Origin of the sequence: Thermophilibacter mediterraneus (assembly GCF_900119385.1) — a bacterium.
GTDB lineage: Bacteria > Actinomycetota > Coriobacteriia > Coriobacteriales > Atopobiaceae > Thermophilibacter > Thermophilibacter mediterraneus.
The window spans coordinates 1,236,288-1,261,366 of the sequence record NZ_FPKO01000009.1; the positions used below are offsets into that span (position 1 = coordinate 1,236,288).

Here is a 25,079-nt window from a genome sequence, read left to right on the forward strand (position 1 = left end):
CGGAACTTTCGGGAATGATCACGAAAAACTTTCGGGTTTGGGCATGGGCACGCCGACCACCCCCGGCGGGCCTACCGTTGTCGATGCTTCGGTATTCGACGAGGGGAGGCCGGGAAGGAAATGATCGGCGTGGACAAGATTGACGATATCAGAAGGCTCGGGAGGAGCGGCGCGAGCGTCGCCTCGATAGCCCGGGACACCGGGGTCTCCGAGCCCACAGTGAGGAAGTACCTGAGGGAGCCGGACCTCTCCGAGAGGCCGCCGGCGGTCGGGAGGACGCCCGAGTCGCCGCTGCTGGAGCCCTTCGCGGAGACGATCGACTCGTGGCTGCGCGAGGACAGGCGCTGCTGGCACAAGCAGCGCCACACCGCGAGGAAGGTCTTCGACCGGCTGGTCGCGGAGGAGGGGTTCAGGGGGTCGTACTCGACGGTCCAGAGGTACGTGAGGCGCAGGCGCGGGGAGCTCGCCGCCGAGCTCGACGCCCGCGAGGCGCAGGGATTCCTGCTGCTCGACTGGGCGCCCGGCGAGTGCCAGGTCGACTTCGGGCAGGCGGACTTCCGCGTGCGCGGCGTCGTCACGCGGGGCCACTTCCTCGTGGTGGAATTCCCGCACTCCAACGTCGGGCTCGCGCAGGTCTTCTGGGGCGAGACGGCCGAGTGCGTCTGCCAGGGGCTGCGCGACGTCTTCGAGTTCCTCGGGGGCGTGCCGCTGCGGGCCGTCTTCGACAACGCCACCGAGGTCGGCCGCAGGGTCGGAGCCGAGATCAGGACCTCGGAGCTCTTCCGCCGCTTCGCCGCGCACTACGGGCTCGACTACAGCTTCACCAACCCCCACTCCGGCAACGAGAAGGGATCCGTGGAGAACAAGGTCGGGACGCTCAGGAGGAACCTCTTCGTGCCGATGCCGCAGGTGTGGGACGTCAGGTCGTACAACGAGCGGCTACTCGGGACGTGCCTGGAACTCTCGGACGGCAAGCCGCACTACCGCAAGGGCGCGAGCGAGTCCGAGCTCTTCGGGGACGACCGCGCCGCGCTCTCGCCGCTGCCCGCGGCGCCGTTCGCGTGCGTGACGTGGCTCACTCGGAAGTGCGACAAGCAGGGCTCGTTCAAGGCAGGCGGCGAGCACCGCTACTCGGCGGGCCCCGCCAACGCGTCGCGCGAGGTCGCCGTCGCGATGGGCGCCTTCGACGTCACGGTCGTCGGCGCCGGCGGCGAGGTCGTCGCCGAGTATATCCGCGAGTGGGGCGACGCGCCGACCGACTCCGCCGACCCCACGCTGCAGCTGAGGCTGCTCTGCGTGCGCCCCGGCGGCTGGCGCGACAGCGTGGTCAGGCGGTCCCTCCCGGGGGACCTCGTCGCCTTCCTCGACTCGGAGGCGCCCGCCGACCTCGGCGCGGACCTCAGGGCGCTGCGCGACGTGAGCGCCAGGCGGGGCTGGGCCGCCACCGTGGAGGGCGCGCTGAGGTCGCTCGGGGCCACGGGCGGCGTCGACGCCGCCACCCTCGAGCTCGCCGCCGCCAGGGCGGCCGCCGGCGACGCGCTCGTCGAGTACGACGAGCCGGTCGACCTCGCGGGGTACGACCGGGCCTTCGAGCTGCTGGAGGGGGGCGCCGCAAGTGCCTAGGGTCCCGGACTCCGAGCGCGAGGAGTTCTCCTCGCGCGCCAGGTCGCTGTTCATATCGAAGGCGACGGTGGCATGGTTCCTCGAGACCGCTACGCCCGGTCAGCTCGCCGCCTGCTCGGGGATGCTGGCCCGGGAGCTCGAGTCCCGGGAGCGGTCCAAGCGGGCGAGGCTGCTGCGCCAGGCGAGGTTCCCCGTGCCCAAGGCCGTCGAGGGGTTCGACTGGTCGAACGTGCGCTTCCCCGAGGGCTGGGGGCGCGACGAGATGCTCTCGCTCGACTTCGTCGGGCGCGCCGAGGACCTCGTCTTCCACGGGCCGACGGGCCGCGGCAAGACGCACGTGGCGACGGCCCTCGGCATCGAGGCGACCCGGCAAGGGATGCCGGTGCGCTTCTTCCAGACGGCGGCGCTGGTCCTGCAGCTCGGCAAGGCCAAGCGCGAGGGGACTCTGGATCGGGTCATCGCCGACATCGGGAAGGCGTCGCTCGTCGTCCTCGACGAGTTCGGCTACGTGCCGTTCGACGTGGAGATTGCGTGCCAAAAGTTGGTGTCACGGGCCGATTGGCTAAAGAAACGGCCATCACCTAGAATCTTGAAGTGTCGAAGTTCGAGATGAAAGGGATGGCCGCAATGGACACTTTACACGATGAAGGGGCTTCCGTGCTCGATATACCCCGATATAGCGACGGAATGATAAACATCCAAGAGCTCGGGCGCATGCAGCTCGAGCAAGCGATCAACCAGATAATGGACTGGCAGGCCGATGAGATATGCGGCGAGGGAAACAGGCGGAACGGATATCGCGAGCGAAAGCTGCTGACGCCATTCGGCGAGGTCACGCTGCGGATTCCCAAGCTCAGAGAGGGAAGCTACTTCCCCGATGAGCTGATCAGGCCGTACTCGCGCGCCGATAGGGCGATGATCGGCGTGGTCAAGGAGGCCTACGCGAAGGGCCTTTCCACGAGGAAGATAGAGAAGGTGGCCGACAATCTGGAAATAGGGTCTTTGAGCCCCTCCCGCATCTCCAGGATGGTCTCGGAGCTCGATGAGGAGGTGGCGGCGCTCGCCGAGAGGCGATTCGACGGGATGGCCTTCCCCTATCTTTGGCTCGATGCCACCTACATCAATTGCCGGGACGAGGGGCACGTTCAATCCCTGGGCCTGGTCACGGCGATAGCCTGCGCCCAAGATGGCTCGAGGCGCTTCGTCGGATTCGACGTCGTGGACACCGAGTCGGCGGCATCCTGGAAGGCTTTCCTGCGCAGCCTGCGGAGACGCGGGATAACCGGAGTGATGTGCGTGGTCTCCGATGACCACGGCGGGCTCGTGCAGGCCATAGCCGAGATATTCCAGGGCGCGGCATGGCAGCGCTGCATAGTCCATCTCGAGCGCGATGTCGCGAGGTGGTTCAAGTCGAAGAACGATAAGGGCATCGCCTTGGCCGCGATGAAGGCCGTGTTCGCGGAAAGGGATCCGCAGCTCGTCCGCGCGGCCTATCGTCGTGCAGCGGAGATCATATCCGGGCTGAGCAGGCGTGCCGGCGAGCTGCTCGAGGATGCGGAGGCGGATGCCTTGGCGTATCTGGACTTCCCCCGCGAGCATCACATCAAGCTCCGCACGAACAACGTCCAGGAGCGCGCCAACGAGGAGATCAAGCGCAGAACCAAGGCGGTGGGCGTCTTTCCGTCCATAGAGTCGATGAAGCGGCTGGCCGGCTCCGTGATCCTGGACATCAACGAAGATTGGATGGGCGGGCGATTCATCGATGCGGAATCCCTCGAGGACATCGCGAGAACGAAAGATGAGGACCCGACGATACCCATCGAGACGATGGAGAAGGCGAAGATGCTTATAGAGGCAGCGATCCGGGAAAGGAAGGCCGCATGATGCTGTAGAATAGAGCTGATTCCGGGTGATGCTCCGATTGCTCGGGCAGGCTAAAGCCTGCACCTCGCAATCGGAGAGATGACACCAACTTTTGGCACGCAACCGACGTGGACGGCGCCCGTCTGCTCTACCAGGTCATATCCGACTCTTACGAAAGGAGGAGCATAGTGTTCACCACGAATGTCGAGTTCAGCCGGTGGGGCACGGTCTTCGCGGACGACAAGCTCGCCGCCGCGATCGTGGACCGCGTCGTCCACCACGGCAGGCTCGTGGAGTTCGGAGGGCCCAGCCACCGGCTCGAGGAGTCGCTCATGCTGGGCAAGTCAGGAAGCTAGCGGCGCGCCCGTGACCGAACCCGAAAAAGTTGCGTGCCCAAACCCGAAAACTCTCCGTGATCATTTCCGAAAGAGGGACTTGACCAAACACACTCATTTCTAGATGCACGCGGTGCTCAAAAACCGGTGCTCATTCGGACCATTTCTTATTGCACATCAACAGGCGTCGGGTGCGTCGGCTACGCGGGCGCACACGTCGCCCTCCGGGGCCCCGAGGCGCTCTTGGGTGCCCGCAGTGTGGCCCTCGGGATCTTCGTTTGAGAGCTCACCGTTCTTCTCGTTCTCTACGCCGTATTGGCTTTGCATAGTGGTTGATGTAGTGGGCTTCCGCTCACCTTATGGGTCAAGATTGCGCTCTATCGTGCTGATATACTCTTTGCATGGGAAGCACTTCGAGTTAGGCATTATATGAGCGAATCCGACTTCACTTCGGACGTCCTCGATCCGGAGCCAGGTATATTAATTGAAAGCCTTCGTGATATAGGCTATTCATTCAATAGCGCGCTCGCAGACATCATTGATAACTCAATTTCCGCAAATGCGTCCCATATCGATGTTCTCGCCATCCCAGCCGACGACTTCCACGTCAGCATCATCGATAACGGCGCCGGGATGAGTGCAAGCGAGCTACGAAAGGCGATGCGACTGGGCAGTACAAGTCCTCGCGCCGAAAGGGCCCCAAAAGACTTGGGGCGGTTTGGCCTTGGTATGAAAACTGCGTCGTTCTCCCAGTGTCGCAGGCTGACAGTTGCCTCGCGATGTGAAGGCTCTCTCTCGGCGTTTACCTGGGATCTCGACGTAGTGATTAACGATAATTCTTGGAAGATTATTGAAAGACATGATTTTGAGAGCATTCGAGGTCTTGAGTATCTGACCGGCGATGGGACTCTAGTTCTCTGGGAGAAAGTCGACCGACTCTCCGGCGCAAGTGGTTCTGCGAAAGTTTCTTATTACGCTCGCGTTATTAGTGAAGCTCAGAGCCACCTCGCCCTCGTCTTCCATCGTTTTCTTGCTGGCGAGCCGGGGCTCTCTCGCATAGACATCTCATTTAATGGTCGCAAGCTTGACCCAATTGACCCATTCAACTCGAGACACAAGGCAACGCAAGTTCAGCCCTTCGAGGTAATCTGCCCTGGCGTCACCATGCAGGCATTTACCCTGCCGCACCGGTCTCATTACACGAGCCAACAAGAATATGATTACTATGGCCTCCGTGATGGGTATCTCAAAAACCAAGGTGTATACCTTTATAGAGCAAAGCGTCTTATCCTTTATGGCACTTGGTTCGGCGTCGCCAAGAAGACCGCGTTGACCCAACTTACTCGGGTAAAGATTGACATTGGCGTCGACCAAGACGAGCTGTGGAAAATAGACGTCAAGAAGGTCTCGGCTCAGATGCCTGAGGTCGTCCGAAACAGAATCAAGACCTTAATCGCATCCATTGGGGCGCCTTCGAAAAAGACCTATCGCAGGCGCGCGATCCGCCTGACCTCTCCCGAGGCGTATCCCGCATGGGCCGTGGAACAATCAGGAGAGAAGAGAATTTATCGCATCAACCGAGAGAACCCAGTCATATCAGCGTTACGCGCCGACGTTGGTGAAGAGAACGCAAAAGCTCTGGAGTCAGTCTTTTCCTTAATTGAGTCGACATTCCCCACTGAGTCGCTTTTCTACGATCTTGAAAACAACACGGAGAGCGTGTCTTTTGAGCCGATTGACAATGAGAGCTTCTCAGTTGCCGCAAAGGCATTCTTCTCCCAGCTCAAGCAACGGGGCATACCGGAAGAGGACGTTCTCGGCATCATGAGAGCTGCAGAGCCCTTCGCCTCAAGCTGGAGTAAGACCCTAGGTGCACTTGGAATCGATGAAACAGAGGAATAATGGTTGTGACTAGAGACGAGTTTTCCAGACTGGTGGATGAAACTGTTCGACGTATTCTTTCTTTGGGGGGCGAGAGCCCTGAGGAGGGACAGGTTAGGCAAGAGTACGAGCGATATTACGATATCCTTCAGCCTGCCTCGTTTCCAACTGCGACTGAGGAGGACAAGCTTTCCATCGTCCCGGCATTGGTAAAGCGATACTGCTCCGAGTTCACCATCAAAAAGAAGGTCGGGTTCGCCTATTTCGACGACTCGACTCATAAGTGGCTCGACGATGTTGAGGCCCAGATCGGATGGAAGTATTGGAATCGATACAAAGACTATTTGCTCTTTACGAAGAGATGGTCGAAAAACGCTGTGAGGACGCTCGATCGGGACACCTATAACCTTCTTGATCTCATGGCAGATCCTAGAGGCAGCGAATGTTTTGAGAGGCGAGGGCTAGTTGTAGCCTCCGTTCAATCGGGGAAGACGTCGAACTACATTGGTGTTATCTCGAGGGCGGCTGATGCGGGCTTCAAGCTCATCATCGTCATGGCAGGCGTCCACAACGTCCTGAGGAGCCAGACTCAGCAGCGCATCGAAGAGGGATTTACGGGCTTTACGATAGAGAACAATACTCGCCAACCTGTTGGTGTCGGATTGACAAAGCCCATTGAGCCCCACGTCATGATGTGCACGACTAGGGCGGAGGACTTTAATAAGCGACGCGCCGGAGCCCTGATGTCAATTCAGGTGCAGCACGTCACGCAAAACGTACCGCTGATTTTCGTCATAAAGAAGAACAGCAACGCATTGAAGCAGGTATATGAGTGGCTTAAGTCTAATGCGAACTCTAACGATCCCATCCTCATCATCGATGACGAGGCGGATAACGCCTCAATTAACGGAAAGTACAAGCGAGAGCATCGTGACGACGAGCCGACCAGAATCAATGGGCAGATTCGCAACATTCTCAGCCTCTTCAGTCGCTGCTGTTATCTCGGATATACTGCCACCCCGTACGCCAATATCCTGATTGACCCCGACCTCGAGTCCGAAGACTACGGAAGGGACTTGTTCCCCGGCAGCTTCATCTACACCCTAAGCGACTCGTCGGACTACTTCGGCGCCGAGAAGGTGTTTGGTGACTTTGACGAACCCCGCCCAAGACATCTTAGGTTCATCGACGACATCGACGACTTCCTTCCCCCGAAGCACAAGAGCACGTACAAGATGCACGCTCTTCCTGACAGCCTGAAAGAGGCTATAAGAGCTTTCGTCTTGGCCGACACTATACGTAGCCTAAGGGGACAATCATCTGAACACTGCACGATGATGGTCAACGTCTCCCCGTACAAGATTCCCCAGAAGTCAGTTGCTGACTGCATCTCAGACTACCTAGAGGTCCTCCGTGAATCGGTAAACGCTCTTGCCGGGCTGCCCGTTTCCATGGCTCTGAGCTGTCCCAGCGACAACGAGATCGTCATGCTCAAGGAGACGTGGTCTAGAGAGTATGAGACCACTCTGGACGACCGCTTCATCTGGGATGAGGTGCAGCCGGCGCTGATTGACTCGGTTGCCCGAATCCACGTCGTTAGCATCAACACCGACTCGAACGACGTCCTGAACTACGATGGCCAAGTCGAGCACGTTATCGCCGTCGGAGGCTATAGGCTTTCTCGAGGGCTCACCCTTGAGGGTCTGACAGTTTCCTACTACTCAAGAAACGCAAAGGCATATGACGCACTCATGCAGATGGCGCGCTGGTTCGGCTATCGTGCTGGCTACGAGGACTTGTGCAGGATTTGGATGTCACAGCAGGCAGCCGGTTGGTACAAGTTCGTCGCCGACTCCACAGATGATCTGATTGCGGACCTCCGAGAGATGAGGCAGCTAAGGAGCAACCCAAGGGACTACGGCCTAAAAATCCAGCGGTCTCCCGACTCTCTTACCGTGACCGCCCGAAACAAGATGGGGACCGGCAAGATCGTTAAGGCTCCAATTGACCTTAACAATGGTTTCGCGGAAACCGTGTCGTTTGTTAGAGACCGGAGAGTCATTGATAGCAATATTCAGGCGTGCTTCGACCTCCTTAGGAGTCTAGACAAAGCAAGTAGGGATGCGACGGAGCGGTTCCTCTTTAGAAACGTTCCGGTGTGTCACATCAAATCATTTCTTAGCTGCTACAAAAACGATGACACTGAGTCAATTCGATCCCAGACAACGCCGATTCTCAACTACATCGACGGCTGCCTTTCCATTGACGAGCTCACATTGTGGGACGTCCTCGTCGCACAGGGGGGCGATTCCGACGCTTCCATGGATCTTCCCGTGGTTGGTCGAGTCAGTTGCGAGCGGAGGTCACCAGGCTTGCGCACAAATGGCGCCTCGCTCGTCGTTGGCGAGAACAACCGCTTGGCAAGCCGCGGTGTCGAGAAGGCCGGACTTACCGAGGGTCAGATAGAGCGTGCCGAGGAGAGGTTCAGGGCCGAAAACCCGGAGAGAACTAAGAACTGCTCCGATAGGTACTATCGCGCCGAGAGGACGAAACCCCTTTTGGTGATTCATCCCGTGAACATGAAGTTCGGAAACAACGAGCGCTCGAAGAACTGGACGAAAATCGACGGCTGGGGCTCCCCTGAGCATCAAGAAAAAGCAATTGGATGGAGCATCAGCTTCCCCAAGAGCAGCGCCCAGGCAAACCTTGTTGATTACGTCTTCAACGAAGTCGCACTTAAGAACATCAGCAGCGATTTCAGGGAAGAGAGCGATGACGACTATGCGGACGACTAGCACACAATTTCCTTGGTTGGAAATCGAGAATTCGTCGGCTTCATCCGATTTCAACGTGCGCCTTGTCGGCGAAGCCGACAACCCCTCCGGCAGGCGGATCTTTTGGGGAAAGAGTTACGAAGGGCATCCGGCACTTCTAATCGAATATGGCACTGAACATTGGGAGCCGATAGCCATCCCCCTATTCGAGCATCTTGTGGTCTACGACTATAAGCACACGAGCACGCTGGCCATCATCTTAAGAAGCAACAGCATGGAGGACTTCTTCTATCGAGTTGCGCTAGACATCGTCCACTCGATTCAGGGCCTCAGCAAGGATGCCATACGAGCTGCGGCCATTCTCCGCCTGCAACGATGGAGCGCCTTCCTCAAGCCTACGCGAGCTCGGCTGTCCCGTGAGGAGCAAAAGGGCCTCATCGCTGAACTCATGTTCCTGCAAAGGTTTGCATTCGAGGTCTATTCACAGGGAGAGGCGTTGGCACATTGGGCGGGCCCTGACGCCGGAAGAAGAGACTTCGAGTTTGGCCAGACCTTCGTCGAAGTTAAAAGCAAGCGCGACTCCGCGAGCCCCGCAATATTGATCTCTTCCGAAATGCAGCTCAATAAGAACGAGTCTGAAAGGCTCTTCCTTTGCGTTGTAGAGCTTAGCGAGTCCATGGAGGACAACCCGAAGGCCTTTACTGTCTCGGACCTCGTTAGGGAGATCAAAATGTGTCTCGTGTCTCCATTCGACATCGCGATGTTTGAGAAGAAGCTTGCCAACGTTGGATACTTCGACGAGGACGACTACTCTGCCGACCGATGGACCGAAGGCGAAACGTCAATCTTCGAGGTACGCGGGGAGTTTCCAAGGATAACCTCTGAGAACTGTCCGGCTGGGATAATGAAGGTGAAATACCAAATCGACCTTAGTTGTTGCCAAGACTACTTGGCTAACGAGGATTCGCTGCTCGGCGCGATGGGATAAGACATGCAAACCATTGAAGAGTATTACGAAGAGCTGTATCAGGAAGTCGTCTCGTCAGCAGAGGCACAAGGCGAGTTCAAGGAGGACGCCTTCTTCGATCAAATGGTGGAGCTCCTCATCGATGCAGGCGAGTTCGACTATGCAGAGCGCTCTTACTTTCAGCCCTCGTCTCAACGGGGCATTAGGGTCGATGGCTTCTGCGGCGACCCCCTAGAGGTGGGGGTCCCATCCCAGGAGGAAGGCTATACGCTCGGCCTCATCGTGCTCGACTACTCTCAAGACACGAGCTTGAGCACGCTGACAAACACAGATATGGAGGCCGACTTTCGAAGGCTCGAAAAATACCTTATTAAGGCGCTGGATGCTAGGTTCAGGGCCTCCCTTGAGCCAACGGACCCGGGGTTTAATCTTGCTGACATGATTAGCTCGAGATGGGAGAAGATTTCTCGCGTCAACCTGTTCCTCCTTACCAACAAGCTTCTCAGCAAAAGGATTGAAGGCAAGAAGCAGGGCGATCTCGACAATAGGGAGATCGTTTACAACGTCTGGGACATCGAACGAATAAAGAACCTCGTTGAATCCGGCAAGGAGCGGGAACCCCTCCATATTGATTTTAACGAGCTTCCAACTGGTCCAATCCCCACCCTTCTCGCAAGCTCAACGAAGGATCGACGCAGGGTGTTCCTCGCCGCGATTCCCGGCGCTGACCTTGCCGCAATCTACGACCGCTGGGGGACAAGGCTCCTAGAGGCAAACGTCAGAGTCTTCCTTCAAGCCCGAAGCAACGTCAACAAAGGCATCAGGAGGACACTGGAGAATGAACCCGAGCTCTTCTTCTCCTTTAATAACGGAATAACGGCAACCGCTGAACGCGTTGGCGTTGTTGAGGATGACGGTGGACTAAAGATTGCAAGCCTTGAGAACCTGCAGATTGTCAACGGGGCACAGACGACGGCCTCTATTTATGCCGCGTTCAAGGCGAAGAAAGATCTTCGGAAAGTTTTTGTTCAGATGAAGCTGAGCGAGATTAGTCCCGAGGACGCCAAGGACCTCGTCCCCAGAATCTCCGAGTTTGCCAACAGCCAGAACAAGGTCTCTGCTGCGGACTTCTTTGCGAACCATCCCTATCACATTCGGATTGAAGACTTCTCGAGAAGGATTCTGGCTCCGATGAAGACCGATAGCTTCACTCAGACAAAGTGGTACTACGAAAGGGCTAGGGGCTCGTATCGGGATGCTCAGGCATATCTAACCCCTGCAAAGAAGCGCGCATTCGTTCGTACGTATCCCAAGGCTCAGACTTTTTCGAAAACCGACCTCGCTAAGTATCTCATGGTTTGGGGAGATAAGGGTTATCTGGTCAACAGGGGCGCTCAAAAGAACTTCGCCGAGTTCGCAAAGACAATAACCGACGAGTGGGAGAAGAACGACAAACAGTTCAACGAATACTATTTCAAAAGGCTCATTGCAAAGAAAATAATCTTCGACTCGACTGGGAAGATCGTCCAAGGCAGAGATTGGTATGAGGCTGGCGGATATAGGTCCCAGCACGTTGTCCTCACGATTGGAGTGCTCTCGGGTTCCTTGGAGAGAATGGGGAAGTCTCTCGACTTTCTAGCAATTTGGAATAGGCAGGATATTGATCCGCAGCTTGAGAAGGCTTTGGAGCTTGCGGCTGATAAAGCTCATGAGGTACTGATGAGCCCGGCGGAGGGATATCGGAACATCTCAGAGTGGGCAAAGCAGCAGAAGTGCTGGCTCACGGTCAGAAAGGCAGACATCCAATGGGACGAAGAGTGGATTAAGAAGCTCAATAGCTTGGAGGACGAGCGTGACATTGAGCGCCAGGAGGCCAAGAGCCAGGGAGAGCTCAACGGAATAGAGGCGCAGACTGAAGTTGTCGAAGCTGGCCCCGAATTCTGGAAGAAGTTCCTCAGCTGGTGTCTACGTGAGGGCGAAGGCTCCGAAAAGGAGCTTGGCATTCTAAAGGTTGCGGCGCAGATTCCTGCCAAGCTCCCCAGTGACAAGCAGTCTGTCATCTTGATTGACTTCTACAAGCGAATGAGAGGCAGCGGTTGCCCATATAAAATCAGGGCCAGCCGAAGTCGCGTTTAGCCCTTCATTGGCTTAGACCGGCTTTCTCCCAAGCGCATTGGCGACGACGACCGCGATTTGCTGGGCGAGCATTGGCGGCACGGCGTTTCCAACCTGCGTGTATTGAGAGGTTCGGTTTCCCTCGAACAGGTAGTCATCTGGGAATGTCTGGAGCCTTGCCGCTTCGCGCACGGTCAGGCTTCGACATTGGACGGGATCGGGATGGATGTAATGATGTCCGTCCTTTGCTATGTGCGACGTGATGGTTGTTGAGGGGCTGTCGGCCATCTGGACGCGGAACCGATCGTTGAACTTGAATGACCCTTCCTCCGCGCTTTGAACATTCTTATGATTGGGAAGGAGCTGCCGAGGGAAATCATCCAAGCGAGGGGGGACACCCTTAACTTCTGCATATGCTGAGCAGAACAAGTAGCGGTCCAAGTCCGAGGCAAGGTGGGCCCTTGCGACATGGCTTGTCAGCACCTTCCTATTCCCAAGCCTGCCCCGGTACCAGGAGTCATAGATGCCGTGGTCGGAAGTTATTTCCGTCCTCTCGTCTTTTCTGGGCGGATGGCTTGAGAGGACTCGCTTGAGAGCGGGGGCGATCTCCTCTCCCGCACTCGTCTCGAGAAGCCTCTTGGCTGCGGCGTCGACGTATGCCGCCCAGCTCGTGATTTCTGAGCTTTTGTTCCTTTTCGAGAAGTCGCTCCGTATCTTCGGAATTCCCATGAGCGCTTCTCCGAGGCTAACTCTCCTCTTCTTTTCCAAGATAGTCGTTTCGATGCCGAGGTCTTTTCTGACCCCCAGCAAGATGACGCGATGGCGTGTCTGCGGAATGCCGTAGTCTTCCGCGCGAACCACGTAGTCGCGCGGGCTTTCGGGGCTTTCAGTCACAAGGGAGCGAATCTCGTATCCCGCTCCCTCCATGTCAGCGACGATGCGAGAGAACATCTCATGGCCGTCATGGGTTGCGGATAGCAAGCCCTTGACGTTCTCCATTACGAATATGTCCGGCTTCAGGGCTTCGATGAACGACAGGTAGCACTTGTATAGAGTGTGCTTCTCGTCGTTCTCGAAGTTCTCGTCATGGGCCCTTCTTGATCTGCCGGCGAGTGAGTATGCTTGGCAGGGCGGTCCGCCTATGATGACAAGGGGGCCGTTACCGTTCTTCTTTCGCCAGTTCTCGAGACGCCTTTTTGCGATGTCTACGTGAGTGTTGTCGCCTTCCTTTAGTCTGGCTAGAAGGGCCTCTTCGTCGGATTGCTTCCAGAGGCGAGGCTTGTAAGAGATGAGCTCTTGGAAGCTCCTCTCATCGTGCTCCCGCATGTACTTGATATAGACAGAAGGCACCTTTCCGTCAGCCTTGAGGATCTTCCGAAGATAGGCGCGAAGCCTTAACGTCCTATGGGCTTGCTCGTCACACTCAATTGACAGGATGCTCTGAAAGATGGGTTTTCCCATCTCATCCCGCAACGAGGAGAATCCTTCACCGAGCCCCCCGGGACCAGCAAATAGATCAATCATGGGTATCACTGTGCTTCACCCTTTCTAAGATACATCCCCCAGGTTACCAGGGAACCGCATCTTTTTCCAGGGCGAGTCTTGTCTCCATGAGTTTGGTTATTACAAAAGGAATTGAACTTGTATCTATATGCTTGGCCTAGATAGAAGAGTGGTCTGATTGCGGTCCGCCAAGGCGGCGAAGCCCGGGCCCAACCACACGCTCGACTCCCCGGGCCCGAGCACGAGCGGCATGCGGTCGTGGATTGGCGCGACGCTGGCGTTCGGCCTGGTGGTGACGATCGAGAACCGGTCGCCCTCGCGCACGGCGGCGAGCAGGAACGCCCTGGCGCCGGGGAGGCGGAAGAGGTACTGTCGCTTCACAGGCTTGCCAGTCTTCTCGCTGGCGACCCTCTCCGTGGCGTGCCCCTCGTAGAAGGCGCGCACGGGGACGAGGCAGCGGCCCTCCGCTATGGCCATGGCCCACATGCCGCGCCTTCCCAGGCGCAGCTGCTCGAGGGCGGACTCTATGCGCGTGTTGAAGACGGCGTTGGGCTTGCCGTCGAGCGGGAAGCCCCACGTGAGGCGCGCGACGGCGAGGCCGCCGCCTTCGGGGACGTAGACGGGCACGATGCTGCCCGGGCGGGCGTCGCGCAGGGGGTCGGGGCGCTCGATGTAGCGGATCGCGTGCGCGCCGGGAGTGGCGCGCGCGTCCAGCACGGCCTGAGCCTCCTCGAGTGTGAGCGGGCACATCCTCACGCACATCGCTGCCTCCTCTCGCCCTCGTCCTTCTCCCCATTATCCCCTCGTCGTGCCACTTGTGACACGCCCATAGCCTGTACCCATCGTTTGGGTGCGGGTTATTCCTTTGCCCGCCTTACTGGAAGGACGGGCAGATGGATGGCTTGCAGGACGAGGCGAGGCTCGAGGAGCAGGGAGCGCAGCAGCAGGCGCTGCAGCGCGACGACCAGGAAGAGGCGTCGCAGGCGCAGGTGAGCGCGGCGGCTGCCGGCGGCGACACGGCCGCCCAGGCCCGCGCTGACTACGAGGCGGCGCTCGCGGAGCGCGACGCCCGCATCGCGGAGCTCGAGGGCGAGATCGCGGAGGCCGCGAAGACCGCCGAGGGCGCCGAGAGGCTGCGCGCCGAGATGGACGAGCTGCGCCGCAGGGGCGACGAGGAGCGCGTCGGCTTCGAGCTGCAGCTCGCAGGGGCGCGCAACGTCAAGGCGGCCCGCGCCCTTCTCGCCGACCACGACAACGACATCGAGAAGCTCAAGGCCGCGGAGCCCTGGCTCTTCTCGGCGCCCGCCGCCCCGGCGCCCGCGGGCGCGACGGGCCTCCCGAGCGCGGGCGCGGCCGGGGCCGACGAGTCGACGCAGATGAGCCGCTGGCGCAGGATCGCCGGCCTTCCCGAGAGCGAGGAGTAGCAGATGGCGAACAGCATCGCGTACACCAAGAACTACACGGCCGTCCTGGACGAGGTCTACAAGAGGGCCGCGTGCTCGACGTGCCTGAACTCGCCGCGCCGCATGGCTCGCGCGGAGCGCAACGCCAAGGAGATCATGATTCCGAAGATCGAGGTCACGGGCCTCGGCGACTACACGCGCAACGTGGGGTACAAGACCGGGTCGATCACCTACGAGTTCGAGACCAAGACGTTCAACTACGACCGCGGGATCAAGCTGCTCGCGGACGTCATGGACGTGGAGGAGGCGGGGGTGCTGGTGTGGATATTTGCTGCTAGGTTGATGCGATCCGCTAACTATATGGATAGCGGTTACTTTCCGAGACGACGAGAATAGAAACAATCGGGAAGAGGTCAGGAGGGCAGTAATGGTCCATTAACAGCTGCTTTGCGCTGAATCGAGCCGACCTCTTGGGGTTTTGCCAGGAAGAATGGACATGTCGTTATAGAAGAGACTTAGGATTAATCCACCTTCAAAATGAGATGCTGATACTGGCTGGTGAACTGCTTTGGTAACGGAGAGAATATGAACTCAGACCATCCCATTGAATCGTGCCCTGACGATGCGCTTGGAAGAGCGTCGGTTGCTCGTCGTGTTGCAGACCAGCTTGCGCTCGCCCCCATGGACCACTCGATTGTGTTTGGGTTGTATGGACCTTGGGGGTCAGGCAAGACTTCGCTGTTGAACATGGTTTGCGAGAAGTTGGAAGGTGTCGACAATCCACCAGTTATCGTCAAGTTCAACCCCTGGAACTATACGTCATCGGAGAATCTTGCCACACCCTTTCTAGCATTACTCTCTGAATGTATACAGCACGGGGCGCACAGCACTATCCCGGAGAAAGCTGCCAGGAAGCTCAGCAAAACAATGAAGAGGTACTCAGATGTGCTCGCTTCGGCTGCGGATGCCTTTAACTGGGTTCCTGCGGTGGGGGTTGTTTCGACTCTCCTTCGTCATATTGGTAGGGATGACGAGAAAAGCGCCTCTCCAACCAATCTAAAGAATCGCCTATCCAAGCTTCTAATTGACACAAATACTCGGGTAGTGGTGATAATCGATGACCTTGATCGTCTTTCAAACGATGCCGTTCGCTCGGTATTCCAGCTAGTAGCCGCTGTCGCCGACTTTCCGGGGGTGAACTATCTGCTTGCCTACGATCTAAACAATGTAATAAAGGCGCTGGGGTCGGTTCAAGAGTGTGAGGGCGAGCGTTATCTCGAGAAGATAGTCCAGATTCCCATTGAGCTTCACGAGCCGAATCCTGGAAGCATTCTTGAGCTGTTAGTGGATGGACTTAATCAGCTCCTCTCCAACCATAGGCTAAGTGACGACGAGGTGAACGACGTGGAATCCTGTCTTCATTTGGTATTCAGGAGGATTAGGTCGGTGCGCGATTTGCGGCGTCTGCTCAATGTGTTTGAGGTCGATTTGGCTGAGTCGTGCGGTGGGGTCGCTCCTGCGGACGTGCTTGTCATGTCCTCTCTCCGACTCTTTGCCCCAAGGCTGTTTCCGTGGATAAGCGCGCGTCGAAACGAGCTGGCAGGAGGAGCGCGGGGTGGTTATGAGCTCGCTTTGGCAAAGGAAAAGAGAGACGAGTTCAGCAAAGAGCTGAGGAGTATTCTTAATGGAGATGACGAGGCTGAGCTCTACGTGTTTGACCTGCTATGTAAGGCTTTTCCTCGATTTGAGAACAATTGCGGCGTCCGGGCGGTAGGCGTCTCTGAAGCCATGCTAAGACTGAACAGAAGGATTGCCTGCCCGGAGATTCTAGATGGATATCTGTCTGGATTGCTTGAGCGATACTCGTTCCCCCGAGAGGACGCCTTGAGACTTGTCAAGACGGGCTCAGCTGACGAGTTGGGGGCCTTTTTTGCCCAAGAGGGAGGGGAGGTTTCGTCCACGGTCTTGTCTGCAGCTGTGGAGCTTGCCCCTAGCTTGTCCTCTGCCCAGCTCGAAAACATTGTCAGAGCGATGTTGAGATCGGGCGGTGGTAATAGTAAAGACCCCACACTAATGGGGCTGTTCAGCGTATTCTGGAACTCGCTTGAGCACCTGATTCGGGAGCTTGGGAAGGAATCCGCAAGTCGGCTTATGGTTGAGGAGACACGAGGTAGGAGCTTCCTGGAGCTCGTCCCTCTCGCCGCATTTGTAAATGAGCAGGAGCTTTCCTACGCAAGGCTCGCGGGGGATATCGAAAAGCCTGATGAGCAGCTGATAACACTGGAGTCTCTCATCGAAGTCGAGAGAAACATTGTGAGCTCATTGAGAGGCGCAGAGATAAAGCCTGCTGATCTTGAGGACGGCGGATCGAGGATGCTGCTTTATCTCTGGAGCTGCTTCGATTCAGAGAGCTATGACCGTCTTGTGACTAACGGCGTACTGAGAGAACCTTTGGGCTATGCTCTACATGCGATGCATTATTTGGGGACTTTTGCTACTGGGACAAATCACGGTTGGTCGCTTTCAGAGAGCCGAGATGATATCGACCTTCCAAGGCTTTGCTCATGTATGGGCGATGTCGCTGAGTCTGAGGACTTCTGGAAGCTGCCCCGGGGTACACGGAGGCTAGTTGCCGCGCTGAGCGTTTGCGCAGAGAAGGCCGTGGATGGGGCGAGTGGAGTCGACTGGTACAGGGCGACTGCAAGCGAACGCGAAGCGGATATGCGCCTTCGATCATGGGCGGCCAGATTAATCTCATAGGCTGGAATGTCGGCATGACGCTGCTTCCTGTGAGGACAAGGAGCTCCGCGCTTTTCTCGCTCGCTTTCATGAGCTGGGCATCTCTCTCGTGAACCCTTCTCGTGTTCTTTACTGAAAATCTTTGGCGGTGACGCTCTCTCTTTTGACGGTTTTTTCGCCAAGTCTCGGATGACTTGGTGCATTCTGCTGGAGAGGCGGTGATGGGGGAAACTGTATCAGGAGCTCTCGATTGACATGGGTGTAGTTGTATGCCTTGTTGAGGATGTGGCTGCATCACGCCTCGACTGCTGCGAGCACTTTCTCGTTGAAGCCAGGGCCGGTACTTACCGAGACTTTTGAGTTTTGAGAACCATCGAGGTTGCTTTGAAATGCCTAGTGGGGGTTCCTGTCAGGTGCAGAACAGCTCATTTATCGTTTTTTCTCGACGTTCTTCTCATGCCCACGAGAGCACTCGATGACTATTGTGATGAACTTCTTTATGCCTTTGAGCTTGGGTATGTGAATCGTGACCTCACCGGAGACCGTCGTGAGCCTGAGCTTGTAGCGTCTGCTCGGCATGTCTTTCGGTTGGCGGTGCACTCGTATCGTCTGCGCCAACTAAGGTCGTTGACCTCCTCGTCAAGAAGGTCATTCGGCGTTATCTGGTGCTCTTCCAGACGAGTTTGCGTAGGGTGGTTCCCGGACCACCTCACTAAATGCTACGACGGACTCGGGGGCGGCTTTCCTCCAATACGCTTCTTGTCACGATATCTTGAATCATGCTGAGATTAGCCGTTTCTTCCCTACATTCTGGATGCAATTCCGCTATCAAAGAGCATATGAGAATGTACGTTACTACGAGTGAGGTGTGGCATCACAAGATAGTGGTCTACGATAGCTGGTCCATAGATATTGACTGAGCAGATTAAGAAGAGTGTCGAATTGGTACGGGAGGCAGCTTTGATTGCATTATGGATTATCGGTAACGGGTTTGACCTGAACGTGGGCCTGCGTACCGGATACCAGGATTTTCTTAACGATGTCTACTTGAAAGATGGGCCACATTCCGTGCGTAGGGACCTGCTTGTCAAGCTCGTTGACGAGGACCCTAGATTGAAAGGGGGCAAGTATTGGTCAGACCTGGAGGGTCTGCTTGCGTTTGCAACATCGATGTGTCCAGAACGGGTAAGTGAGCGTGACTTTACCGGTATTTTTGAGGAGATGCAGAAGCTGTTTGTGAAGAAGGTCGCAGCGGAGCAGTCGCGCTTGATGTTGCCCTTGCCGGCAGAAGCGATTTCAGAGTTCCGGGATTCCATCATCCGTGTGTCTTCTAGGATGTGCCCGCGAGATCGGCGAAAACTTCCTTGTAATCTATCTGTGCGTGAGAGCATCACCTGGGAGTTCATCGCTCTGAATTACACCACGGTTTTCGACGCCTTTCTTCGCTCTGCTATCAAGGAGAAGGGGGCAGAGTTCAATCGAAACACCAGTGGTCGTATTTTCGTCGACACTTTGAGAAATGATATTCTTCATCCGCACGGAATCATCTCTGACGATTCTGATGGAACGGAAATCATCTTCGGCACTTCCTCCCCTGATCAGTTTGGGGCTGAAAACCCCAGTGAGTTCGAACTTCTTAACGAGTTGTGGGTAAAACCCAACAAGAATCAAGTTATCTATGGTAACGAAAAGACCGAACGCCTTTCTGAACGTATATCTAATGCGCGAGTCTTTCTTTTGTATGGGGTTTCGCTTGGAGATAGCGATCGATACATATGGGAGATGATTGGAGAGCGCATGGCAGAAGCGACTGCTTGGACGGTACTCTTTTGCCATGGCTTGCCCCGATCCAGTTCACAGGATTCGTTGCTGTATTTAGACAAGAGAAGGCGACTCCAGAACCGGTTCCTGGACGCTATCGGCATTGATGACAAGAACCGGGACAACGTCCGAGATCGGATAATCGTTGTTCCGTCGGATGAGTACTTTATGTTTAAAGATATGCAGTTGGTGAATGAAGCTTCTGACGTATCTTAATGGACCTTCCGCTGATGACTCATGTGAGGATAAGGAGAATCTCCATCTTTTGGTGAAATGCGTTAGAGGACTATCGTCTCGCTTTTCAACTCTTCGAACATCCTATCAATATCGTCGTAGACCTCTCGTGCCTGCTGTTCGATTTCCGCCCTGACGTACTTGTCTCGTGCCTCTGGTTTCTCGATGAGCGTCCATTTAAGCTGTTGGTAGGAGTACTTTGCAAAGGCAATCCACTGGGCATAGCTAACTGCCATTGGATCCTTGGTGAAGGCTATCCTTCCTGCATTAGCTGCGGTCGCAATGGAGTGAGAGATGAAGAGCATTGTCCCGAGCTTGGGATACTTTTCTCGGTCCGTTGAGAAGGGAATCGCCTCTTTGATGGGGACGCCGTCCTTGATTTTGCGCAATGCATAAGCGAGGCGTACAACGATTTCATTCACAGCTACGGGGATTGACTGGGCGCAGAACTGTATGAAGTCGTATCCCTCGTAATACATTCCCTGTACGATTTCGGCTATGGTCGCCTCTTCTTCTCCAATCTTTCCAAATTGCATGAGGCTGAACAAGGCCATCCCGGGAGCGGGGAGTCCAGCAGGGGTGGTGACATCGGAGAAGAAATGCAAGATTTGGGTGATGAGTGCCTGTACAATATCTGTCTTCTGCAGATGGGCGTAGCGTTCGATAACCTGAACGACAACCTTGCCGTTCTTGTCGATGGTGGTCATGCGTCCGGTGAGGATGTCGGAGACGCCAACGACGAGACCAAGCAAGGGATCGTGGCCCAAGGAATAGAGTCGATGCATGCCGGGGAAGAGGCCTTCGACTCGTGTGGTTGTGAAGCCGTCGTTGATTGGAGCGTCATACGGAACCTTGCTCGCCTTCTCGAGCTGTCGGATTTGCTCCGGGCTAAGGGAGTTCTCGATGTGGTCTCTGATGAAGTTCGATAGTGGCCCTGCCTCTGTGCCGCTTGGCGTTTTCTTTGGGAGACCAATAAGCAGGATATCGATGGCTGCAGCAAGCAATCCCGCACCGGCGGCGATGGCAACATCAAGTTGATCGAGCTTGTGAATGGCATCGTACTCTGCGTTGAGTCGCCTGATTTCAGCAGAGTTTGTCTCGAGCTCTTCTTCCGAGAACAGGTTCTCTAGAGTGTCGTTGCCATGGCCACTTGCGGTTGCTTCGCTGAGCAGCACGTCCCAAGAGGGGAGTGCGATGGGGCGATGGGCTAGCGCAAGCGCAGACTGCCGTTCGTCGGCCCCGGCATCATCAGCGGGGAGGTCATACCCGAGTGATTTGAGCAGGGCTTCTGAAGAGCTGATGGCACTCTCGGCATCAGACAAATCTGGCATGGTGATGCCCTTCAGCTGGGCATCCTGAAACCCGAGCACCGCATTGAGTTCCTGCTCAGATTGGTTGTACTCGTAACGGCCCATCATTTCCCCAGATCGGCTCTCAGGTCATTGACGGCCTTGGTCAGGAGGACATTGAGGGACTGCAGGTAGTCGAGGCGCTCTTTTGAGGCGTCTGCCTCATCCTTGAGGGCTTGGATAATCGCCTGGTGTTTCCTCAGGGCCTCCTTGTACAGGCGCTCCTTCTCTTGTTTGAGTTGATCGGCCTTCAGCTTTGCCGCAAGACCGATTCCTACCCCCGCTCCAATTGCCACCGGAGCGGCAAGAACGAACACTCCCGCCGCCATGCCGCCACCAACAAGAGCCCCTGCCGTTGCGAGGGCCGAGGTCATCCCTGCAGCTGAAAGACCTACTGTTCCGAGGCCGTATAGGGCTGCGAATGAGGCGATTCCGCCGGCCGTTGCGCCCAGAGCTCCGCCAAGGACCTCGGGAATTGCGCTCTCACCGATGGTCCTGTCCTTATCGCTTAAGGCTGCCGATGCCTCGTTTACCACGTTGACTACGGGTTGAAGGGCTTCGATGCTTTGGAAGTTCATCGATTTCTTCTTTTCGAAGTCTCTCTTTGCATTCTCGATTCCGTCAGATATGGCACCCGCGGCATCACCTGCTGCTTTGCTGGCTTGGGACAGGGCCTCTCCCGTTGCCTTGCCAGCCTGAGATAACGCATCTCCGGCTGCCTTGCCAGCCTGAGATGCGGCCTCACCAGCAGCGTCTCCAATCTGGGAGGCAAGGTCGTTTGCTGCGCCACCAATTTGCAGGGCGGCCTCGTTTGCGGCGTTTGCCGCGTTGCCAGCGAAGCCTTGGATGGCAGCACCAGCGCTTTTGATTCCATCGAGCGGGTTCGGGAAGTCCATGCGATACCTCCGCGGTGAAAATGCATTAGCCAAGCATGTTTGATGGTAGTTCAAGAGAGTCGTGATGGAGTGAGCAACGTGGTTGGCGGTCTTGGTGGGAAGACCGGCGGTCGAATTGGAAGCTGTTTCTCAACCCCTATGCCGTTCAAATGGGGCGTGGTTGAGCACAATCTTGCGGCGTGAATTAGGTGGGCTATCCAGTTGGCCGACGTCCGACGTCTGAGCCCCTTGTCGACTTCTGACCAAGCATGCCCTCATGGGTATTGGCTTAATATGGACCAGTCGGCAGCCTCATCTCCCCGGAGCCCACATGAACGCCACGCCACAGACAATCGTCAGCCTGCTCAGCACCGCCAACCAGCGGATGGTCATCCCCGTCTACCAGCGCGCGTACTCTTGGGATGAGGAGCAGTGCCGGCAGCTCTGGGATGACATCGTGGCCGCTGGGCGCCGGAGCTCCGGCAACCACTTCACCGGTTCCGTGGTCATGGTGCTGGGCGGGGAGTTCAGCGCCGGCGGGGTGAACAAACTCCTGGTCATCGACGGTCAGCAGCGCATTACCACGATCAGTCTGCTCATCGCTGCGGTTGCCGAGTTCGCGCGCGAGCATCCCGAGAAGCTTACGCATGCCTCCTACGAGGAGATCATCGACAGTAGCTACCTCGTCCTCAAGCACAAGAAGGGGGAGGACCACTACCGGCTCACCCTCTCGCAGGGCGACGAGAAGTCGCTTCGCTCCGTCCTCGACCACCTGGAGAACCCGGACGTCGAGGTCGTGAGCGAGTCCCACAGAATCGTGGACAACCTCGCGCTCTTCCGCACATGGCTGGGAAACATTGACGACCCCAACGTGGTCTGGGACGGCATCCAGCGCCTCGAGATCGTGGCTATCACGCTCGCTCAGGGTCAGGACAATCCGCAGCTCATCTTCGAGTCGATGAACTCCACGGGCAAGGATCTCTCAACGGCTGACCTCGTGCGCAACTTCGTGCTCATGGGCCTTCCCATGGACGAGCAGGAGGACCTCTATGCCAACTATTGGCGCAAGATCGAGGAGACGCTCGGGGCGGACAGCTACGACGAGGTCTTCGACGAGTTTCTGCGCGCCTGGCTCACGGTCATCAATGCGCCGGCCAGCATCGTCGCGCGCGACGTGTACCGCCTGTTCAAGCGTCACGTCGTGGACAACGGCTACGACAAGCCCGGGCAGATGGCGGTCTTGCTCAAGGAGATCAGGCGCTACGCCGGTTACTACGCCCAGATCACGATGGGCGCCGCGAACGACAAGGACCTCCGCATGCGCCTTGCTCGCATCAAGGCACTCGACGTTACCGTTGTGAACCCGCTGCTCATGTCCTTCCTTGATGACTACGATGAAGGTTCCTTCGGTCGCGACGACCTTCTGGAGATGCTTGATGTAACGGAGAGCTATCTCCTGCGCCGCTCCGTGTGCGACATTGCTACGAACAGTCTCGGTAAGTTCTTCTCGTCGGTCGTCGCTCGTCTCAATGCTGCCCAGGAGGAGGGACGCAACTACTTGGAGGCTTACGAGGCGATTCTTCTGGGCGAGGCGGGGACTGCTCGGCGCATGCCGACCGACGCGGACTTCGAGCGAGCGCTCAGGACGCGCGACTGCTATGCGTTCCGTCGCGGCTTCTTCCTGCTCTCAGCCCTTGAGAACAGCTACCATCCCAAGGATCCGCGGGACTTTGCGGGCGGTGCCTATACCATCGAGCACATCATGCCCAGAAACGCGCTTGCTCGGGAGGATTGGCGAAAGATGCTCGGCCCGGAATGCGAGCGCGTTCACGACGAGCTGGTCAACGCACTGGGCAACCTCACGCTCACGGCGTACAACTCGGAGCTCTCCGATGCGTCCTTTGCCCAGAAGAAGGCGCGCACAGTTGGGGGCTATGACAAGGAGCTTCTCGTTATTTCCAAGTCGCTCCAGGACACGGATGTCTGGAATGAGAAGACAATCCGCGCTCGTACGGACGCCCTTGCAAATCGAGCGCTTGAGATATGGCGGATGCCCCATCTGGATCACTCCGTCATTGATTCCTATCGTCCGGCAAAGAAGGCGGCATCATCCGCTATGCGCAAGATTACGTTCCGCATGATCTGTGCATCCGGTCATCTCAAGGCGGGAGATACTCTGGTCTCGTTCGAGGACGGGCGCGAAGTTACGGCAAAGATTACGGAGGATTACGCAATCCGCCTCTCCAACGGTGAGGAAGTCGACAGCCCCTCGCGTGCGGCCATTCGTGTCAAGGAACTCGAGACGGGCAAGCACTACGCTGTAAACGGCTGGCAGTACTGGCGGGTTGGCGTGGATGGCCCGTACCTTGCGGAGTTCAAAACAGCGTATCTCTCCGAAGCGGAAAGAGCAGACGAGCTTGATGCCGCTAGCCTTCGTGCGGCGTTCTGGGACGGCTTCTTTGACTGTTGCTCCGAGCGAGAGGACTTTGTCAGGGTATACGGCGACCAGTCCGAACGGTGGGACAACCGTGGGTGGAGCGTCTCCTTTGGACTGGGCATCCACGGCGCAAGCGTCCTTGCGTATTATTCGCGGCGTGGGTGGGTCGCTGCAAGCATCTGGATGTCGGACCTTGCCCTCTACGACAGTCTCCTTGCCCGTCGCAGCGAAGTTGACGAGGTCCTTTCCTCTCTTGGCGGGAAGATCGCCTGGAACGAGGGGAACGAAAAGTCTCGCGAGCTTCTTGTGCGCTTGGATACCGATGTCACGCCCGAGCATTGGGACGAGCTGTACGCGTGGCTCGTTGACGGGCTGCTCAAGATTCGGACGGTGGCCAGGCTGCTCGAGGCGGAGTAGATCGAGGCATTATGCTGCCATTGATACGCATGCGCAGGTAATGAATGACGCGTCTCCAGTGCCACATTGATGCAAGCTGGCATCGTCCGTAAAGTATTCTCGGACGATGCCACACGGGAATGACGAACCTCGGCAACGCTCTACTTGATATCAGATCAAACTTTGGTCTGAAGGACGCCGTTCCTGATGAGAAGAACTACGCGAACGCCGATCTTGAATCCGGGATCGATGCCTCTGAGTACCGGTTTGTCTTTTCGAATCGCGAGGGAGGAGTGAGCTCGACAATGGACAGGTCGCAGGAACTTGAGGATATCATCAAAGAGCTCTATACGCTCACAGGCAGGCTCGAGGCGATGTACCCCGGCAGGCACTTCACGCCTGACGGCCACCTCGTCGGGAGCATCGGTGAGGTGTTCGCCGCCGAGCGCTACGGAATTAGTCTGTTCACGGCGAGCTACGAGACACACGATGGAGTGGCTCCGGATGGGCGGCTCGTGCAGATCAAGGCGACCCAGCGGCGTGCCGTCGCAATCAGCAGCGAGCCCGACTACCTCTTGGTGTTCAGCATCGACGACAAGGGTCAGCTGACAGAGGTCTACAACGGCCCCGGGAGGCCGGTGTGGCATCTCGTCTCCGGTCGGAAGAGGCCGAAGACGGGGCAGTACCAGGTCTCGCTCGCGAGGCTGAGGCGGCTCAACGAGGACGTCTCGCCAGAGGAGAGGATACGGCCGGTCGCGTAGGCG

Annotated in this window: 18 protein-coding genes; 14 read left to right on the forward strand and 4 right to left on the reverse strand. The window is 57.1% G+C overall.

All coding sequences use genetic code 11. From position 1 onward, the window contains the following. The first annotated feature begins 129 nt into the window (after window positions 1-129). The 8 genes from istA (at window position 130) to BQ7106_RS10420 (ending at window position 11,579) form a co-directional block, all read left to right on the forward strand. Complete coding sequence (gene istA, locus BQ7106_RS10385) at window positions 130-1,623, forward strand: IS21 family transposase (RefSeq protein WP_205407698.1); 1,494 nt, start codon at window positions 130-132, stop codon at window positions 1,621-1,623. Continuing rightward, window positions 1,616-2,236, forward strand: a complete 621-nt coding sequence (locus BQ7106_RS10390) for an ATP-binding protein (protein WP_083527025.1) — start codon at window positions 1,616-1,618, stop codon at window positions 2,234-2,236. Before istA ends, BQ7106_RS10390 begins: the two co-directional genes overlap by 8 nt. 14 nt (window positions 2,237-2,250) lie before the next feature. Continuing rightward, the gene (locus BQ7106_RS10395; protein WP_129583871.1) at window positions 2,251-3,507 is read left to right on the forward strand and encodes an IS256 family transposase; all 1,257 of its coding nucleotides are present in this window, start codon (window positions 2,251-2,253) and stop codon (window positions 3,505-3,507) included. Between the two features lie 107 nt (window positions 3,508-3,614). Beyond that, window positions 3,615-3,842, forward strand: a complete 228-nt coding sequence (locus BQ7106_RS10400; protein ID WP_420855285.1) for an ATP-binding protein — start codon at window positions 3,615-3,617, stop codon at window positions 3,840-3,842. A gap of 408 nt (window positions 3,843-4,250) precedes the next feature. Further along, entirely contained in the window at window positions 4,251-5,723 is a 1,473-nt protein-coding gene (locus BQ7106_RS10405; protein ID WP_072375246.1) for an ATP-binding protein, read from the forward strand. A gap of 5 nt (window positions 5,724-5,728) precedes the next feature. Beyond that, window positions 5,729-8,497 carry a Z1 domain-containing protein gene (locus tag BQ7106_RS10410; RefSeq protein ID WP_159431293.1) on the forward strand — a complete coding sequence of 923 codons (2,769 nt, stop codon included), beginning with the start codon at window positions 5,729-5,731 and terminating at the stop codon, window positions 8,495-8,497. Continuing rightward, window positions 8,484-9,464, forward strand: coding sequence for a PD-(D/E)XK motif protein (locus BQ7106_RS10415; protein ID WP_072375249.1), 981 nt, complete (start codon window positions 8,484-8,486; stop codon window positions 9,462-9,464). The genes BQ7106_RS10410 and BQ7106_RS10415 overlap by 14 nt, the downstream gene beginning before the upstream one ends. A 3-nt stretch (window positions 9,465-9,467) precedes the next feature. Continuing rightward, window positions 9,468-11,579 carry an AIPR family protein gene (locus tag BQ7106_RS10420; RefSeq protein ID WP_072375253.1) on the forward strand — a complete coding sequence of 704 codons (2,112 nt, stop codon included), beginning with the start codon at window positions 9,468-9,470 and terminating at the stop codon, window positions 11,577-11,579. A gap of 12 nt (window positions 11,580-11,591) precedes the next feature. On the opposite strand, the gene BQ7106_RS10425 is transcribed toward BQ7106_RS10420, so the two are convergent. Together BQ7106_RS10425 and BQ7106_RS10430 are read right to left on the reverse strand one after the other, a co-directional pair. Further along, window positions 11,592-13,082 (reverse strand): DNA cytosine methyltransferase, encoded by a 1,491-nt coding sequence (locus BQ7106_RS10425; protein ID WP_072375255.1) that lies wholly within the window; start codon window positions 13,080-13,082, stop codon window positions 11,592-11,594. A gap of 123 nt (window positions 13,083-13,205) precedes the next feature. Further along, the gene (locus tag BQ7106_RS10430; protein WP_072375258.1) at window positions 13,206-13,823 is read right to left on the reverse strand and encodes an SOS response-associated peptidase family protein; all 618 of its coding nucleotides are present in this window, start codon (window positions 13,821-13,823) and stop codon (window positions 13,206-13,208) included. A 131-nt stretch (window positions 13,824-13,954) separates the two neighbouring features. Between BQ7106_RS10430 and BQ7106_RS10435 the strand changes: the two genes are divergently transcribed. From BQ7106_RS10435 to BQ7106_RS10450, 4 genes are all read left to right on the forward strand, one after another. After that, window positions 13,955-14,485 carry a nucleotide exchange factor GrpE gene (locus BQ7106_RS10435; protein ID WP_129583860.1) on the forward strand — a complete coding sequence of 177 codons (531 nt, stop codon included), beginning with the start codon at window positions 13,955-13,957 and terminating at the stop codon, window positions 14,483-14,485. A 3-nt stretch (window positions 14,486-14,488) separates the two neighbouring features. Next, window positions 14,489-14,860 (forward strand): hypothetical protein, encoded by a 372-nt coding sequence (locus BQ7106_RS10440; RefSeq protein WP_240307484.1) that lies wholly within the window; start codon window positions 14,489-14,491, stop codon window positions 14,858-14,860. A gap of 189 nt (window positions 14,861-15,049) precedes the next feature. Then, window positions 15,050-17,224, forward strand: a complete 2,175-nt coding sequence (locus tag BQ7106_RS10445; protein ID WP_072375261.1) for a KAP family P-loop NTPase fold protein — start codon at window positions 15,050-15,052, stop codon at window positions 17,222-17,224. A gap of 891 nt (window positions 17,225-18,115) precedes the next feature. Further along, complete coding sequence (locus tag BQ7106_RS10450; protein WP_159431294.1) at window positions 18,116-19,240, forward strand: AbiH family protein; 1,125 nt, start codon at window positions 18,116-18,118, stop codon at window positions 19,238-19,240. A gap of 62 nt (window positions 19,241-19,302) precedes the next feature. On the opposite strand, the gene BQ7106_RS10455 is transcribed toward BQ7106_RS10450, so the two are convergent. Both BQ7106_RS10455 and BQ7106_RS11205 read right to left on the reverse strand, forming a co-directional pair. Then, window positions 19,303-20,673 (reverse strand): hypothetical protein, encoded by a 1,371-nt coding sequence (locus BQ7106_RS10455; RefSeq protein WP_072375602.1) that lies wholly within the window; start codon window positions 20,671-20,673, stop codon window positions 19,303-19,305. Continuing rightward, a complete protein-coding gene (locus tag BQ7106_RS11205; protein ID WP_205407700.1) occupies window positions 20,673-21,503 on the reverse strand; it encodes a hypothetical protein in 831 nt (276 codons plus the stop codon). Before BQ7106_RS11205 ends, BQ7106_RS10455 begins: the two co-directional genes overlap by 1 nt. Window positions 21,504-21,813: 310 nt before the next feature. On the opposite strand from BQ7106_RS11205, the gene BQ7106_RS10465 reads away from it, so the two are divergent. Together BQ7106_RS10465 and BQ7106_RS10470 are read left to right on the forward strand one after the other, a co-directional pair. Further along, window positions 21,814-24,336, forward strand: a complete 2,523-nt coding sequence (locus tag BQ7106_RS10465) for a GmrSD restriction endonuclease domain-containing protein (protein ID WP_072375271.1) — start codon at window positions 21,814-21,816, stop codon at window positions 24,334-24,336. 119 nt (window positions 24,337-24,455) lie between these two features. Further along, window positions 24,456-25,076: a DUF6998 domain-containing protein gene (locus BQ7106_RS10470; protein WP_205407701.1), complete on the forward strand. Its 621-nt coding sequence runs from the start codon at window positions 24,456-24,458 to the stop codon at window positions 25,074-25,076. Window positions 25,077-25,079: the final 3 nt, after the last annotated feature.